This is a genomic window from Polynucleobacter hallstattensis (genome assembly GCF_018881835.1).
Classification (GTDB): Bacteria; Pseudomonadota; Gammaproteobacteria; order Burkholderiales; family Burkholderiaceae; genus Polynucleobacter; species Polynucleobacter hallstattensis.
Map to the genome: position 1 here is coordinate 24,594 of NZ_JACVPO010000001.1, position 16,103 is coordinate 40,696.

Below are 16,103 nucleotides of genomic sequence, written 5' to 3' on the forward strand. Positions count from 1 at the left end.
TTTCATAATGAATCGGCTTAATACCTATTCATGACGCATCACAGAGCGATTTGGATTTCAGATGTACACCTAGGAACATCAGGGTGTCAGGCAAACTACCTCCTCGATTTCTTAAAACATAATGAAGCTGATCAGATTTACCTAGTTGGCGACATTATCGATGGCTGGCGCTTAAAGCAGTCGTTTTACTGGCCACAGACCCACAATGATGTCGTTCAAAAGTTATTACGCAAGGCTCGTAAGGGTTCTGAAGTGATTTACATTCCTGGCAACCATGACGAAGCAGCTCGGCAGTACTTTGGCATGTCCTTTGGAGATATCAAGGTTCAAGAAGAGGTCATACATACAACCTTAGATGGACGAAAGCTATGGGTAACCCATGGCGATTTGTTTGATGGCGTAATGCAATACGCTAAATGGCTTGCCTATGTCGGTGACTCGCTGTATTCCTTCATTTTATATATCAATCGTTACTTCAATATGTTGCGCGTCAAGATGGGATTGCAATACTGGTCTCTCTCCCAATATCTTAAGCATCAAGTAAAAAATGCCGTTAGCTACATAGCTGATTTTGAGCACATCATGGCCAGAGAAGCCCGCTTAAGGAATTGTGATGGCGTCGTATGCGGCCATATCCATAAAGCAGAAATTCGTGAAATCGATGGACTGCTCTATTGCAATGATGGTGATTGGGTCGAAAGCCTATCAGCACTAGTAGAGACGACGACTGGTGAACTCAAAATTATCTACTGGACACATATTCACGGTGATCCAGTAGAAGTACCTGAAATTACTCTCCAACCCGAGCTTGCAACACTCATTAAAGAGGCTACCGTATGAAAATTATGATCATTACTGATGCATGGGATCCACAAGTGAATGGTGTTGTGAGAACGCTCAAACAAACTAGAGCTGAGCTCATCGGCATGGGTCATGAAGTTGAAATGATTACCCCGACTGGTTTTAAATCCATCCCCTGCCCTACCTATCCAGATATTGCCTTGTCCTTATTCCCCGGAAAGGAAGTAGCTCGTCGCATTAAAGAATTTGCACCTGACGCAATGCATATTGCTACAGAGGGGCCTTTGGGCTTATCAGCTCGCTCTTATGCTGTAAAGAATCATTTGCCATTCTCTACTGCTTATCACACCCGCTTTCCCGAGTATGTCAAAGCCCGCACCGGAATACCTTTGACTATCACCTATGCTTTTATTCGCTGGTTTCATGGCCCTTCGATGGCTGTGATGGCGCCAACTATTGTGGTTAAAGATGATCTCGAGAAGTTTGGTCTTAAAAATGTCGTGTTGTGGTCTCGGGGCGTAGATTTAGACATCTTCAAAATGCAAGAATCTAAAGCCCTCAATAGCGCTCACCCGATCTTTTTGTATGTTGGTCGAGTGGCGGTAGAGAAAAATATCAATGCCTTCTTGGAGATAGATCTACCAGGCTCTAAATGGGTTGTTGGTGATGGTCCTGCAATGGCTGGCATTAAAGAAAAATATCCCAACATCAACTACCTTGGTGTTTTACAACAAGAAGAGTTAGCCAAGGTATATGCTGCAGCTGATGTTTTTGTCTTCCCAAGTAAGACTGATACTTTTGGCTTGGTAATTTTAGAGGCCATGGCTTGTGGCACGCCAGTCGCAGCCTATCCAGTGACTGGTCCAATTGACGTTTTAGGTGACTCTGCTGCTGGCGCAATGCACGAAGATCTTCGAATAGCCTGTATGCAAGCTTTGAAGATTCCTCGCGAACTCGCTAGAGCCCACGCTGAGAAGTTTTCTTGGAGAGCGGCTTCGGAGCAATTCGCGAAGCATTTAAAGCCCGTACCTTCCACGGCTGTTCATATTACTGCCCTCGCTTAAGAATTCATTTTGTCAGCACCTTACGACATTAAACAAAACCCGCATAAGGGTAACCGTGGCCTTACGCGCGCATGGCATGCAGCCAAGAATTCTTGGTGCGGCATAGTCTATGCGTTTCAAGAGGAAAGTGCTTTTAGACAAGAGTTTTTCCTGCTCATAGTTTTGAGCCCCATTGCCCTTTTCTTGCCAATTAGCCCTCTTGAGAAATGCGCCCTCATTGCATCGCTCATCATGGTTTTAGTTGTCGAGCTACTGAATTCCAGCGTTGAGGCTGCTATCGATCGCATTTCATTTGATCATCATGATCTATCGAAAAGAGCAAAAGACTTTGGCTCGGCTGCAGTCATGCTCGCCCTGCTCATTGCCGCCTTATTGTGGGCGACGATTTGCATACCCCTTGTCATCAATTAGTAATACCGATTTTTTACTATTGACCATTAATACTTAAGGAACACTATGTCTGATATTCCAAATCCTCTTGCTGCGTTTGATCTCTTTAATTCTCGCTTTGAAGTAAAGCCAAAGAAGTTTAAAAAGAGTAAAACTGAGGCGATTAAAAAACTTTTTTCTAAAAAAATTGCAAAGAAGTTATTTGGTAAAAAATTTGCCACTAAAGCCAGAGCTGAGCTGAGGACTATAGAGCCAGTTGCCGATAAAGCGATTGCCAAGCCAAAGCGCCCTGCATTTCAAATTACCTGGGCTAGCAATGCGAGTGAGATTAAAGAAGCGCAGCGCCTGCGTTATAAGGTATTTGCAGAAGAGATGGGGGCAAAGCTTCCAAGCAATCCAGAAAATCTTGATGTTGATGAATTTGATGCCTATTGCGATCATTTACTGATACGTGATCAGGAGTCATTAAAGGTGGTCGGCACCTATCGCGTGCTCCCTCCGCATAAAGCTTTGGAGATTGGACGCCTCTACTCAGATTCAGAGTTTGATTTAAGTCGTCTAGACCACTTGCGCCCTAAATTAGTTGAGCTCGGTAGATCTTGTGTACACGAAGACTTTCGTTCTGGCGCAGTCATCATGGCTTTGTGGAGCGGCCTAGCGCAATACATGCAAAAACATGATTATGAAATCATGCTTGGCTGTGCCAGCATCCCTATGGCTGATGGTGGTCACTTTGCAGCCAGTTTATATAACTCACTGAGTAATGATCAGATGGCTCCAGTTGAAAACCATGCCTTCCCGCGCCTACCCTTACCTCTCGAGCGACTCAATGGTGGTCTAGCTGTAGAACCTCCACCGCTGATCAAAGGTTACTTAAAGTTAGGCGCTAAGATTTGTAGCGCGCCAGCCTGGGATCCAGATTTCAATACCGCAGATGTATTGACGATGTTGCGTCTATCAGAAATCAATCCACGTTATGCCAAGCACTTCTTAGGGCTGTAAGCATTACTTTAAGCTAATGCTATAAGGTCGGCCGATGCGCTCCCATTCGGCCGCTTCTTTTTGAAGGCTAAATTCTGTTAAAGGATGTTCTCTAGCCCAGTCCTTGGAGAGGCTGACCAAATAGTCTCCGTTGTGCTCCGAGACTTTCACCTTGGATAAATTGACATCACTGCGCCCGCGGCAAAGTACCTGCGCAAGCCGCATGCAAAACAACATACGCCAATCAGAGAACGAGGCGTTATTCGCTAACTTCCCTAATTTACCGGTATGGCCAATCAGTAAAGCGGCCAATCTAGCTTGATCGTTTTTTGAGAAACCCGGCATATCAGCATTACCGGCAATGTATGCGGAGTGTTTGTGATATCCGTTATGCGATATCGATAAGCCGATTTCATGAAGATTAGCAGCCCATTGCAATAAAGCGATGTTATCGGCTCGGCTCTCTTCATCCGGCTTGGGTAGTTGCGCCAAAAACTCAGTAGCAAGATTGCCAACACGCTTAGCCTGCTCTCGATCTACCGCATAGCGCTGCATGAATTGCTCAACTGTAACAAAGCGCATGTCCTCATGCTGTGAGCGGCCTAATAAATCGTAAAGAACACCGATTCTCAACGCGGCATCTGTGACTTCCATAGACTCAATACCGAGCTCATCAAATACAGCAATCATGATGGCAAGGCCACCAGGCCAAACTGAGCGTCGATCATCCTTTAGGCCCTGGAGCTCAACCTGATTGATGTGCTCATATTTGAGAAGATGCTTTTTCATGGCTCTTAAGCCATCGCGAGTAATCAAACCATCGGAGTTATCTATCTGGCCATTGAAGTTATTTTCTGCAATGAGTTCAGCTAAGGCGCGCGCGGTTCCTGAAGAGCCGATAACCTGCTTCCAGCCAGTCTTTAGATAAGCCTCGGAAATCACCTGAATTTCTCTTCTTGCGGCAAGCTCCGCCTCTTTAAAGGCGTGAGAATCGATATTGCCCTTAGGAAAAAATCTCAGGCTATGAGAAACACATCCGATATACAGGCTTTCCATCAGCTTGGGCTCGTAACCTTTGCCAATAATGAGCTCAGTAGAACCACCACCAATATCCACCACCAAGCGATTACCCTGTACTGCTGGCACTTCATGGGCAGCGCCAATATAGATCAAGCGAGCTTCTTCTACACCTGCAATAACTTCGATAGGGAAACCCAAGGCCTCCTCAGCCTCTCGAATAAAGTGAGGTGCATTTTTAGCTACTCGCAGGGTGTTGGTGGCAACAGCGCGCACATTGGCAGGATCAAACCCTCGAATACGCTCACCAAAGCGCTGAATTGCCGCAATCCCTCGCCGATAGGCATCGTTGCCCAATAATTTGTTGTCAGTTAAGCCCGCAGCAAGGCGGACAGACTCACGTAGCGTATCAATCGGGCGAAGCTGGGTGCCCGAGGGCGTCTTGACAACTTGGGCAACCAACATACGAAAGCTATTAGAGCCAAGGTCGACTGCAGCGACGAGTTCAGTTGCATTCATTACGGATTTATTTTGTTGCAAGGCCACAGCATTTCCAATAGAAGCAGGTTTACTTGAATATGTCTATTTTATGAAACTCTGATGACACATTCGTGAAACGAGACCCTAGTCTACTGGGAAGTGGCCTAGGCAGCTAAATTTTGCTCTGCACTAGAGCAATCTTGACTACCGAAGCTACAAAAAATACAGCAATCCCCCGATCTAAGCCTCAAAATCGTGCTGCAACTTGGGCAGCGATATAAATGCTGAGAATAGCCTTGAGAGATCTCTAGGGTTTCTTGGCCACGGCAGTTGGGGCAGGTAATAGTTGTATGTAGTGAATTCACAGGAATGATCATGAACTGGAACTATTACAAAATGAAGACAGTCAAACCTCATGGATCAAGCCCTACCCTGATAAATGTTTATCCAGTCAGCTGATCTTCACCGAATCGTCATACTTTAAGGGCATGATGGAAGCTTAAATTTACTACAGGATATATAAGATGCATTATCAAATTATCCCTCTTGAAATGGGCTCTCTAGTCCAAAGATATATCTTTAAAAAACAGAATAAAGAAATTAAATGTGGGACAGTTTGGAAGCTTGGGTCCATCACTACTACTATAAAACCGAAGTTCATCAGTCGATATCAAGCTCAAGTGGGCATCTGCATTGGGGATATACCTGGCGCAGAAATTAGTAAGACTTATGATGGAGAAAAGGTCATCTACTTTTCTGAAACCGTAGATGAAGACGAACAAGATGAGCTGACCGATATTTTCTATGGTAAATCAAAAAAGTATTCCGGGGAATATACGCATATCTTTCAAGATCTAGGATGGAAAGAAATGGGGATAAATACCTATATCTTCGGTGAGCTAGAGATTAAAGAAATCAATGATGAACCTGAGCAATATAAATAAATGAAATCTTTCAAAGCAATACGCCTCGGTCTATTTTTTTTCACTTTCACCCTAGTAAACTTTTCAACAGTTGCTATTGGCCAAACATTTAAGTTCGTGGCACTAGGTGATATGCCCTACTCACTACCGCAGGATTTGCGACGCTTTGAAAACTTAATTACAGAAATAAACCGGCTAAAACCTAGCTTCAGCATTTTTATTGGGGATACTAAGTCAGGCTCAACGCTTTGCAGTGATGAGCACAATCAAATCATTAAATCGTATTTTTTAAGCTTTAAGGCACCCTTGGTCTACAGCCCTGGGGATAATGAATGGACTGACTGCCACCGACCTTTAGCTGGTGCTTACGATCCACTGGAAAGATTGGAAGCGCTTAGGAAAGTATTTTTTAGCACCAATCAAAGCTTAGGTAAAAATACAATACGCCTCCAAAGGCAGGCGGATCTAGACCCCAGATACTCCAAATATGTGGAGAATGCTTACTGGATCAAAAATAATTTTCTGTTTGTCAATATCCATATACCTGGCTCTAATAACAATAATGAGGGCGCAGAGTCAGCTATCAAAGAATATCAAGATAGAAATCAAGCCAACTTAACATGGATCGATCAAGCATTTAATTTGGCCACCCAAAGAAATTTGAATGGCATCATCTTTGCCTATCAAGCCGATATGTTTTATAAGCCCAGCCAATTGACGAGTAGCGATAGTGGCTACCGGGATACATTGGAGAGTCTCATATCCAGGTCGGATATTTTTAATAAACCGATGTTATTGATTCATGGCGATAGTCATCGACTAATCATTGATCAGCCCCTCCATCTAAAACATCAAAAAAAGGTACTGGAAAATGTCTTAAGACTGCAAGTGATGGGAGCTGATCAAGTTCAAGCAGTTGAAATTAATGTGAATCCTGCGCAAGAGCAACCCTTTAGCTTTAGACCAATTATTCTCAAAGAAAATAAATAGAGCTGGCTTATCTTAGTTTCATTTGTAGCTGTATGAACTCACAAACTTGGGGTGTAAATGGAACTGGATGCCCTGCATTCTCGACCTCGAAAGTAATTAACCCAGGTATTGCAGCCTTAGCTGAGCGCACTCGCTGGCTTGTACATATCTTTGAGTCAGCGCCATAAATAAGCGCCACCTTCCCTTTGTAGCCCTCCATAGCCTCATGAAAGTTCATTCCCCATACATCGGCCTTGTAACTTAAATCAAAGTGGCCTGGTAATTGAACATCAGCGAATGCTCTCTCGTCCACCCTCAAATCTTTTGCTAATTGCTTGACTTCTATAAAACCAACTTCATTTTTCATTGATTTATATAAAGAATAGAGAGCGGTCCAATTCACTGTTAAGGCAATGTCATTCAGAATGATTTCAGAAATTCGTTTTCCGAGTGATTGCGTTAAGTACATGGCTAATACACCACCCATACTGGTTCCCAAAATAGTAAATTGAGTACCCGACGTATGAATACTTATAAGCATCTTAATTAAGCTTTGAATGTCCGATAAGTAGAGCGACATAGTGTAGTTTTGAGACAAAGCAATAGACTCAGAATCTCCTCTTCCGGGAAAATCAACGCTGACTACTTTGCAATCTTCAAACCTTAAAAAATGGGTATGCAAAACGCTGAAGGAATCTTTGGTCTCCAATAAGCCGGGCAAACAAAGCAATACTTTTTCTGCATTCATATTCCCAGAGATGCTGTAGGCAAGCTTTCTATTACCTTCCTCATTCGCAATATCAAAATACCGAGTCTCTGGCAGAATAAAGTCTATCTTTGACTTTAAAAGCGCATTAGGCTGGATGAATTTTTCTTTTGGGGGTAGTTCAAGCACCTCTGAGGGTTTATGAGATAAATCATGGACAAACCTAAACTCGTCTACCGTAGTGACTGGGGCGATCTGTTTGAGCTCTTGAGTGAACCCAAGGACTTTAGAAACTGTCAGCCTTAAATCTACCAACAAATCGTATAACTTTCTTTTCATTAAGACCAAGTCCATTCATAACAAGAGATTTCTTGTCAGCAATCATTGTGAACTACAAAGCCATCGAATGACAGCAATGAATTAATAAAGTAAAAACACGGTTAAATGGAGATCCATCTAAATTGAACGATCTCAGATGGCATCGTTCAATTTATTTACTAACGCTTGGTGTAACCTAACCCAAGAGTTTCGACCATGACCTTGAACACCTCCGTGTTATCCATAAATCCGCGGAATTTTTCCGATCCGGGTCCCATGGCATTGAGTACTGCATCATCCGCCGTGTGAACACCCATCTCTTGGTGTAAAGGTAGATTGCCAGTCATATGAATAGCATCTTCTTGTAGCTGGATATATTTTGGATTAGCGACATACTTGCCAGATTCATCTTTAACTGCTGGCTTAAATGTGCCATCGAGTTTTGGATGAAGCGTCTCATAGTGATCGGGGTAGTTTCCATAAAAGAAGGCCAAACGCTTACTTACATCAATCTGACTTGGATAACCTGCCACATTGGCTTTAGGGTAGTTTGGGTAACCAGCCTCTGCATATACCCCAACCTTTTCTCTTAAGGGTCCTGGCTTAGCATCGTTCACCACGCCACTGATTGATCCACTATGGGTATGATCAGGGGTAACGATGATCAAGGTATCTGGATTCTTCTTCGCAAAATCTTTTGCAATTTGTACGGCATTACTCAACATGATGGTATCAAAAGCAGCTCGTTCCCAGTCTAGTGGATGATTAAACTTATCAATCAAAGCAGCTTCAACCATCAAGAAAAAGCCGTTGGGATTTTTGGATAAAACATTGATTGCTGCTTGCGTCATCTCTGTTAAATCAGGCTGATCAGGATATTGCGCTACTGTATTTTTCTTTAAGAAAAACCGATCTAAAGATCCATCCATATTGTCCGGATGAAATACTCCAAATAGCTTTCTAGTTTCCTTAGCATTGCCTGCTGCCAATAACTCTTGTTTGTTTAAAGCGATGGAATATCCCGAAGCTCCAAATTGGGCTACCAGATTTTTATCATCCTTACGCTTGGACCCTTTAGTAGACTGCGGGTAAAAGTAAGCGGAGCCTCCACCTAAAATGACCTCCGCCCCACTAGCAAATAGTTGATCAGCAATATATGGCTTGTCTGCGCGCCTTCTGGTGTGAGCCACCATGGCACCTGGGGTCGCATCTTGCAATTCGGCATCCGAGACAATACCAACCGACATTTTAGTTTTGCGCTTAATTAATTCAGAAATGGTTTCTACTTTAGGGTGGGACAAGTTATCCATGGCTCGTGAAACATACACCCCCATGGCATTCACTGCAGTCTTGTGACCCGTTGTATAAGCACTCATCGAGTTTGCAGAATCGGTGATGAGGGAATCAGATCCAGATGTTCCAATGAGCGCCATATTAGGCATGTCATCAAATGACAGCTTACCCTGATATTTACCTTCATCAATACCTTTAGATAAAACACGAGCTGAAGTGCGATTCGCAATCGTCATTCCATCACCAACAAAGAGGATGACATTCTTAGCCTTTCGGGGGCCACTTGCATAAACATCCCAGGAAACCTGGACACTTTCTTGACCACTCTTGGCAATGAGAGAGTATTGACCGGGCTTAGTAAGTTGAACATCTCGATAAATCAGAGAGCTTCCTTTTCCTGATTCATTTGAAATAAATACTGGCTGTGACTTGATCTGCGCTTTGATGGGTGAATTATTGAGCTGAATATCCAAGTCCTCAAATTTGTGTTCTTGATCAAATTCAATCTTAATATCAAATGATGAGCCAACAAGAATCGAAGCCTTATTAATTGGGTATATAGCTGCAGCCTCAACCCAAATTGCCTGAAGGAGAAGAGTAATAAATAAAATTGGGTAGGCAATTTTAATAATGGGCATGTGTAGTTTCTTAAAGACAGAGTCAGTTATTAGTGATTACCATTTTTGCTGTCATTGCTATGACGCAACATAGTATCGGCAGGTCAATACTTAAATTAGCTCATCGAGATTTAAGGCGTACTTTTGATCAACCAGAAATACAGCAGCACGGTACTCACTCTTTTCATTTTTTTCATTGAAAAATTCCTGCTTGATATTCATACCATCTTGCGCATGCGTATCAAGATTCCGTCGAAATATGGTTGATAAGTTGATATCGCTAGGTTTATTCATGATATTTCACAATAAGTAACAGTACTTCTATCTTAAGGGGGAAATATTTCAGATTGATTGCAATTACCACCTGATTTAACCAACCCATCGGAGTTACTTGTGACATCGATTTGTCATGTTCCGCAATTACAGTTTTAATTTTTGGCATTCCAGTTAAATGCGATCGTTTGCCGTCCTCTTACTGCTGATTCCGCTTGTGTGTCAGGCATTTGAACCACTGAATACAGATGATGCCGGTACAGTGCCTAAGGGTTTAAATCAGATTGAGCAGTATTTTTTTACCACTGCCTCTCATGGTGGCGGATCAGCAAATACCGTAGATATCATTACTCCCGGGGAAGAATACTTTGGCGGGCAAGGGGCTAAGGCCTTCCCGTTTACCTATACCCGAGGGGTTACAGACAATGTAGAGCTATCCTTGGGTAGCACCTACTTTGCAGCCCCAAGGGGCAGCTTCTCACCTTTATCTAATAAGGTAATCGCCATGAAATGGCGCTTTGCTGAAAATGATCAGTGGGGCTTGGCAGTTAAACCCAGCATCACGCTGCCTGGTTCCCCGCAGCAGCAGGTTGCTGGACTGGACCTCGCACTACCAAACTATGGGGTCAATCTGATTGCTTCACGTTATTGGGATGTAGTAGAAGTTCACTTTAATGCAATGTATAGCAAGTCTCTATACAACACGAATTACAGCATTGGTACTGGCGTTACAGAAAATAGAACTAATATCTGGTTCTTCTCTATGGCACCCGTTTGGAAGGTGGCAGATAAAGTTAGACTGGCACTGGATTTGGGCCTAACGACTAATCCACCCAGCACCGAACAATATCTGAGCAACTATGCCTTAGTTGCGGCCATCATCTCAGCAAGTGATAGCGTTGATATTGGCATCTCTTATATGAGAAGCGCTGCAAATATGGGGATCATTGCAAGCAATGCTGGCATCAATGCCTCTCGCTCAGAGATCGGGTTCACTTGGCGCTTTTAACTACCCAGACGATGTTGAGTATTCCGATTGCGGTAGGCTACTCTAATTTCGCGCCAAACAATCAGTGCTTTAACAAAAAACTGCTTCATACAATCCTCCACAGAGTTAATTAACAGTATTTTTATCCTATCCCCTGAGTATTTCAGACTGATGTCAAACACTTACAATGAAGAAATATTTTTTACTATCTTAGGAAATTCATTTTGACTTTAATTCCTACTCTTCCCTTCCCCATTAATGGCGTTGTTTTTGCTTGGGCAATGACAGCGGATGGCAAGAATTATGAAATTCCCTTATTTGATATTGCAGATGCCTTAAACAATTCAGATTTATCAGTTTGGTTGCATCTCAATCTATCCAACTCTCAAGTACAGCGCTGGCTTAAAAACACTCCCCTCATCCCGGATCGGGTTGTGGAGATGATCGATGAAGGCGTAACTCGTAGTCGCTTAGAGAGAATTGAAAAGCTAGATGATTGCCTATTGATGGTGATGAATGATTTTGAGCAAGAGTTTGGGGATGATCTTGGTAATGGTGACTTAGGTACGCTTTGGGCCATTCTTACCCCACGACTCATGATCTCCTTGCGAAATATCCCGCTAAGAACGACTGATCGCTTACGATCTGATTTACGCTCCGGCTTACTTAATCCCCGCTCCGCAATCGAACTCTTTCATGAGTTGATTGATTTACGCGCAGAATACTTGCGTACTCTCCTGATCAATTTATCTGAAACAATGGATGACTTAGAGGAGCTTCTACTCAAAGGAAAAGAGCTTCCTGAGCATGAGTTTTTGGGCAGGATTCGAATCCAATGCAGCCGTCTGAGGCGTCAATTTTCTCCCGAACTGATTGCCTTACATCGCCTACAAAAACGCCTTCCTTACTGGTTTTCTGATGACGATAAGTTCCGCCTAAATGACGACTTAGACTTACTCTCGTTCTTGGTGCAAGAGATTTCCAATTTATATGATCGCGCTAAAGTACTGCAGGATGAGCAAGCTGCTCACGTAGCAGAATTTAATGCAAGAAATCTGCAAGTTTTGTCTGTGATGACAGTAATTTTCTTACCGATGACACTGCTAACCGGCATTATGGGTATGAATATGGAGGACCTGCCAGGCCTCAAAGAATCTTTTTATTTTGTCATGGTTCTCATGGCAATTGCTGGTGCCACTGTATATACCGCCCTTAGGGTCAGAAAAATCATTTAATACCGACCTACTAAATTACCTAAATAGGGGGCTGAGGGCTAGTGCCACGGTATTCGACGGGGGGTTATTGCATGCCGAAATCTCCCCCGATCCAGAATAAAAGCCCTTCCAGATGCAAAAAAAGCAGTTTTGTCATATTACTTTGATAGCATTTGTCCGTTCTTATTACTTTTTACCCGGATACCCATGAGCGAATATAAATATGAAGATGCTGTAAAACAGCTACAAGAGTCTGGTGCTATTGGCCTACAAGACTTTAAAAATCTATCTTATGAAGACTTAAATGAGCTACTTGAGGAAATCAAGGTGTGGTGCCTGTATGCCAACGGTAAGTTAGACAAGCTACCGAAAGAGTCAAAGAAGAAAAAGGATAAGAAAGATAAGAAGGATAAGAAAGATAAGAAGGACTAAGTAATATCTCTACCTTTAATCTGAAATACGCTCCTTAGGAAATCGAAGAGTAAAGGTGCTGCCTTGTCCGGGGGCGCTACTAATAATGAGTTGGGCTTGATGGCGGTTTGCAATGTGCTTCACAATCGCCAATCCCAAGCCAGTGCCCCCAGTATCTCTAGATCGACTTCTATCCACGCGATAAAAGCGCTCAGTTAGCCTAGAGAGATGCTCAGATGCAATACCTGGCCCTGTATCAATAACTGAAAACTCGCCTTCACCACGCTCATTGACACTCCATCGAACCTTAATTGAAGCAGTATCTGGTGTGTATCGAATAGCATTAGAGACTAGATTACCAAAGGCAGAAAGAATCTCCCGCTCCTCACCCATTAAATTATTTGGATTTGCGATCTCAAAGCTAAGGATATGATGACCTTGAGAAAGCGCCTCTGCATCATTCTTTACAAGTGCCATCAGAGTAGTAATGCTAATTTCTTGTATTGGGGCGGGCAAGGTGTTTGCCTCTAGATTGGCTAGAGTCAATAAGTCTTCCACCAAACTCTTCATTCGCTGAGCTTGAGACATCATCATGTCAAAATATTGGCTTTGCTGGGATCTCTCTAGGTCAAGCGACTGCATGGTCTCTAAAAAACCCATCAAAACAGTAATTGGCGTTCTCATTTCATGAGAAACATTAGCCACGAAATCACGCCGCATTGCATCAGCCTTCTGCAGATCAGTTACGTCCTGTACAAGCAAGAGATGTCGTTGATCACCGAATGGGAAAATTTGCAACATCAAAGTCAGATTAGCGTTTGGTCCCATTCTCTCCATCAATAATGGATCCTCAAAGACCCTCTTATATAAATACTGGATAAATTCTGGGCGTCGTATCAGAAAATTAATCCTCTGAAGCGCATCACGCTTGAAACTTAAGCCAAAGAAACGCTCAGCAATGGCATTACACCACTCAATATGATCTTCGCTATCCAGCATCACAATGCCATTAGGAGAGGCCTGAAAAGCCTCAATGAAACGATGGTGCTGTTTTTCGATAGAGATTATTTGCTGCTTGAGATTGCGGACTAAACGCTGCAGGCGAAAAAAGATTTCCTCCCAATAGCCGCTTGGCAAAGGCATCGATTCAACGGAGTCGGATAAAGTAAATTTTCTTAAACGAGCTAAATTGATGTAGGAATAAATCAGAGGTATTGCAAGCACAGATATTGCCGCCGCAACACCCGAAAAGGAGCCTAAATTGGAGGATGCTATGTATGCCGCAAGAAAAGCCAGGCAAATCAGCACAATAAAGCGAGAAATAACAGATAACATTCGACAATCTTAGAGCATCTGCTCCATCAGATCCAAAACTCTAGTTTAGAGCTTGATTCTAATTAGGTCTGGGTGGGCATCTTGGTAATTCGATAACCGCTTCCACGAACCGTCTCTATATAGCGATCACAGTCCGTAGGAGATAGAGCTGCCCTTAACCTCTTAATATGAACGTCCACTGTTCGCTCCTCGATATAGACCTCATTTCCCCAGACCTTATCGAGCAAATTTGTCCGAGAATGCACCCGTTCAGGGTTAGCCATCAAAAACTGCAATAAGCGATATTCGGTAGGCCCTAAAGGAATCGACTGAGGCTCCATATTAGGCCAAAGAGCTGTCACACGATGGGAGAGTGGATCCATTCTTAATGGGCCCACAGCCAAGGGTCCAGAGTCCTCTACTGGGGTTTGGCGACGCAGGAGCGCCTTGACCCGCGCAACCAACTCTTTAGGTGAGAATGGCTTAGTAACATAGTCATCGGCACCAGAATCTAGTCCTAAGACCTTATCCGACTCATCACTCTTGGCTGTCAGCATCAAAATGGGTAAAGAGCGGGTACGCTCATGGGATCTCAACTCTTTAGCAAATTGAACGCCTGATTTACCAGGGAGCATCCAGTCCAAGATTAAAAGAGAAGGCAACTGATCTCGCATCATATTCATAGCAAGATCAGTCTGGAGCGCCCTTTCAACTTCGTAGCCTGCATGAGTCAGGTTGATTGCAATCAGCTCAGCAATCGAAGGCTCATCCTCTACAACCAATATTCGGTGAGTCATGTGGGATTCCGCTTTGATGAGTTACGGTTTATTTGCCTCACGGACCAAATCCTCATGTGGGATGTGACGCACATCAGAGCCTTTGGCGATATAAATAACGAATTCAGCAATATTCTTTGCATGATCACCAATACGCTCAATCGCCTTAGCAATAGTCAGCATATCTAGACCTGTTGAAATCGTATGGGGATCTTCCATCATGTATGAAATCAGCTTACGAACAAAGCCTCTAAACTCTTCATCAATTTGGCGATCTTCCTGAACTACTTCTGCAGCAGCAACCGTATCCAACCTTGCAAAAGCATCCAAGCTACGGCGCAAGAGAGAGATTGCCATCTGTCCGGATAAACGAATTTCAGCAACATTAATATTGTGAGTAGCTCCAGCTTCAATTAAGCGCTTGGTTCTCTTAGCAACGCGTTCAGCTTCATCACCGGCACGCTCTAAATTGGTGATCGCTTTAGAAACTGCCATCACTAAGCGTAGGTCTCGCGCAGTAGGCTGACGACGAGCAATTAATTCAGTACAGGCTAAGTCAATCTGGATCTCCAGATCATTTACGAGCTTTTCGTTCTGGATGACAACATTACAAGTATCAATATCCATTTGCGTGAAAGCACGCATTGCCGTTGAAATCTGGGACTCAACGAGCCCGCCCATTTCTAGCAAACGGCTAGAGAGTGAGTTTAAATCTGCATCAAATTGTGATGATAGGTGTTTATCTGGCATTTATATCTCCAATTAACCGAAGCGGCCGGTAATGTAGTCTTCTGTTTCTTTACGCTTAGGCTTGATGAAGATTTCATCAGTCTTACCGAACTCGATTAAGCTTCCTAGGTACATATACGCAGTGTAATCCGATACGCGAGCGGCTTGCTGCATATTATGAGTAACAATCGCAATAGTGTACTCATGCTTCAGTTCATTAATGAGCTCTTCAATCTTACCTGTAGAGATTGGATCCAAAGCAGAAGTTGGCTCATCTAGCAAAATCACGGATGGCTTAACTGCTACCCCGCGAGCAATACATAAACGCTGCTGCTGACCGCCAGACAAGGACAAGCCGCTTTGATTTAATTTATCTTTGGCTTCATTCCACAATGCAGCCTTATTCAAGGCCCACTCTACACGCTCATCCATTTCAGAGCGAGAAAGCTTCTCATAAAGACGCACACCGAACGCAATATTTTCATAAATTGACATTGGGAACGGAGTTGGCTTCTGAAAAACCATGCCAATTCTTGAGCGGAGTAAATTAAGATCCTGTCCAGGCTCTAAAGTATTCTGACCGTAGAAGTTAATCTGGCCTTCGGCACGTTGCCCAGGATAGAGGTCATACATACGGTTTAAGGTTCGGAGCAAAGTAGATTTGCCGCAACCTGAAGGACCAATGAAGGCGGTAACTTTGCCTTCTTCAATATCCAAATTAATATCCTTCAAACCCTGAAAGGAGCCGTAGAAGAAATTCAGGTCACGAACTTCTAGCGCATTTTTAGCTACTTTATCAGTAGGCATATTTGTATTGTCGTTCATTCTGTTTCCTTGAC

At 43.3% G+C, this 16,103-nt stretch carries 18 protein-coding genes; 9 read left to right on the forward strand and 9 right to left on the reverse strand.

Annotated elements, in window-relative coordinates; genetic code table 11:
* Positions 1–30: 30 nt before the first annotated feature.
* Genes ICN26_RS00160 through ICN26_RS00175 form a run of 4 tightly spaced genes read left to right on the forward strand, consistent with a single transcriptional unit; the run spans position 31 to position 3,257 of the window.
* Positions 31–840: a UDP-2,3-diacylglucosamine diphosphatase gene (locus ICN26_RS00160; protein WP_216266058.1), complete on the forward strand. Its 810-nt coding sequence runs from the start codon at positions 31–33 to the stop codon at positions 838–840.
* Positions 837–1,865 carry a glycosyltransferase family 4 protein gene (locus ICN26_RS00165; RefSeq protein ID WP_216266059.1) on the forward strand — a complete coding sequence of 343 codons (1,029 nt, stop codon included), beginning with the start codon at positions 837–839 and terminating at the stop codon, positions 1,863–1,865. The genes ICN26_RS00160 and ICN26_RS00165 overlap by 4 nt, the downstream gene beginning before the upstream one ends.
* 9 nt (positions 1,866–1,874) lie before the next feature.
* A complete protein-coding gene (locus ICN26_RS00170; protein WP_216266060.1) occupies positions 1,875–2,276 on the forward strand; it encodes a diacylglycerol kinase in 402 nt (133 codons plus the stop codon).
* A 45-nt stretch (positions 2,277–2,321) separates the two neighbouring features.
* Positions 2,322–3,257: a GNAT family N-acetyltransferase gene (locus ICN26_RS00175; protein ID WP_255534319.1), complete on the forward strand. Its 936-nt coding sequence runs from the start codon at positions 2,322–2,324 to the stop codon at positions 3,255–3,257.
* Between the two features lie 3 nt (positions 3,258–3,260).
* On the opposite strand, the gene ppx is transcribed toward ICN26_RS00175, so the two are convergent.
* Both ppx and ICN26_RS11045 read right to left on the reverse strand, forming a co-directional pair.
* Complete coding sequence (gene ppx / locus ICN26_RS00180) at positions 3,261–4,772, reverse strand: exopolyphosphatase (RefSeq protein ID WP_216266061.1); 1,512 nt, start codon at positions 4,770–4,772, stop codon at positions 3,261–3,263.
* 125 nt (positions 4,773–4,897) lie between these two features.
* Positions 4,898–5,110 carry a GDCCVxC domain-containing (seleno)protein gene (locus ICN26_RS11045; RefSeq protein WP_304610410.1) on the reverse strand — a complete coding sequence of 71 codons (213 nt, stop codon included), beginning with the start codon at positions 5,108–5,110 and terminating at the stop codon, positions 4,898–4,900.
* A 147-nt stretch (positions 5,111–5,257) separates the two neighbouring features.
* Here ICN26_RS11045 and ICN26_RS00185 point away from each other — a divergent pair, with 147 nt between their 5' ends.
* Both ICN26_RS00185 and ICN26_RS00190 read left to right on the forward strand, forming a co-directional pair.
* Positions 5,258–5,677: a hypothetical protein gene (locus ICN26_RS00185; protein WP_216266062.1), complete on the forward strand. Its 420-nt coding sequence runs from the start codon at positions 5,258–5,260 to the stop codon at positions 5,675–5,677.
* Complete coding sequence (locus ICN26_RS00190) at positions 5,678–6,646, forward strand: hypothetical protein (RefSeq protein WP_216266063.1); 969 nt, start codon at positions 5,678–5,680, stop codon at positions 6,644–6,646.
* 7 nt (positions 6,647–6,653) lie between these two features.
* Here the strand turns inward: ICN26_RS00190 and ICN26_RS00195 are convergent, their stop codons facing one another.
* The 3 genes from ICN26_RS00195 to ICN26_RS00205 all read right to left on the reverse strand — a co-directional run bounded on the left by ICN26_RS00195 (position 6,654) and on the right by ICN26_RS00205 (position 9,853).
* Entirely contained in the window at positions 6,654–7,670 is a 1,017-nt protein-coding gene (locus ICN26_RS00195) for an alpha/beta fold hydrolase (RefSeq protein ID WP_216266064.1), read from the reverse strand.
* A gap of 158 nt (positions 7,671–7,828) precedes the next feature.
* On the reverse strand, positions 7,829–9,580 hold the full coding sequence (locus ICN26_RS00200) for an alkaline phosphatase (protein ID WP_216266065.1): 1,752 nt from the start codon (positions 9,578–9,580) through the stop codon (positions 7,829–7,831).
* Between the two features lie 90 nt (positions 9,581–9,670).
* The gene (locus tag ICN26_RS00205) at positions 9,671–9,853 is read right to left on the reverse strand and encodes a hypothetical protein (RefSeq protein ID WP_216266066.1); all 183 of its coding nucleotides are present in this window, start codon (positions 9,851–9,853) and stop codon (positions 9,671–9,673) included.
* A 157-nt stretch (positions 9,854–10,010) separates the two neighbouring features.
* On the opposite strand from ICN26_RS00205, the gene ICN26_RS00210 reads away from it, so the two are divergent.
* From ICN26_RS00210 to ICN26_RS00220, 3 genes are all read left to right on the forward strand, one after another.
* The gene (locus tag ICN26_RS00210; RefSeq protein WP_216266067.1) at positions 10,011–10,841 is read left to right on the forward strand and encodes a hypothetical protein; all 831 of its coding nucleotides are present in this window, start codon (positions 10,011–10,013) and stop codon (positions 10,839–10,841) included.
* Positions 10,842–11,044: 203 nt separating this feature from the next.
* The gene (locus tag ICN26_RS00215; protein WP_255534321.1) at positions 11,045–12,055 is read left to right on the forward strand and encodes a CorA family divalent cation transporter; all 1,011 of its coding nucleotides are present in this window, start codon (positions 11,045–11,047) and stop codon (positions 12,053–12,055) included.
* Positions 12,056–12,241: 186 nt separating this feature from the next.
* Positions 12,242–12,466 (forward strand): hypothetical protein, encoded by a 225-nt coding sequence (locus tag ICN26_RS00220; RefSeq protein WP_215377647.1) that lies wholly within the window; start codon positions 12,242–12,244, stop codon positions 12,464–12,466.
* A 15-nt stretch (positions 12,467–12,481) separates the two neighbouring features.
* Here ICN26_RS00220 and phoR read toward each other — a convergent pair whose 3' ends face one another.
* The 4 genes from phoR to pstB all read right to left on the reverse strand — a co-directional run bounded on the left by phoR (position 12,482) and on the right by pstB (position 16,089).
* Positions 12,482–13,780 (reverse strand): phosphate regulon sensor histidine kinase PhoR, encoded by a 1,299-nt coding sequence (gene phoR, locus ICN26_RS00225; RefSeq protein WP_216266068.1) that lies wholly within the window; start codon positions 13,778–13,780, stop codon positions 12,482–12,484.
* A 62-nt stretch (positions 13,781–13,842) separates the two neighbouring features.
* Complete coding sequence (gene phoB, locus ICN26_RS00230; RefSeq protein WP_216266069.1) at positions 13,843–14,556, reverse strand: phosphate regulon transcriptional regulator PhoB; 714 nt, start codon at positions 14,554–14,556, stop codon at positions 13,843–13,845.
* Between the two features lie 21 nt (positions 14,557–14,577).
* Positions 14,578–15,285: a phosphate signaling complex protein PhoU gene (gene phoU / locus ICN26_RS00235; RefSeq protein ID WP_216266070.1), complete on the reverse strand. Its 708-nt coding sequence runs from the start codon at positions 15,283–15,285 to the stop codon at positions 14,578–14,580.
* A gap of 12 nt (positions 15,286–15,297) precedes the next feature.
* Complete coding sequence (pstB, locus tag ICN26_RS00240) at positions 15,298–16,089, reverse strand: phosphate ABC transporter ATP-binding protein PstB (protein ID WP_216266071.1); 792 nt, start codon at positions 16,087–16,089, stop codon at positions 15,298–15,300.
* Between the last annotated feature and the right edge of the window lie 14 nt (positions 16,090–16,103).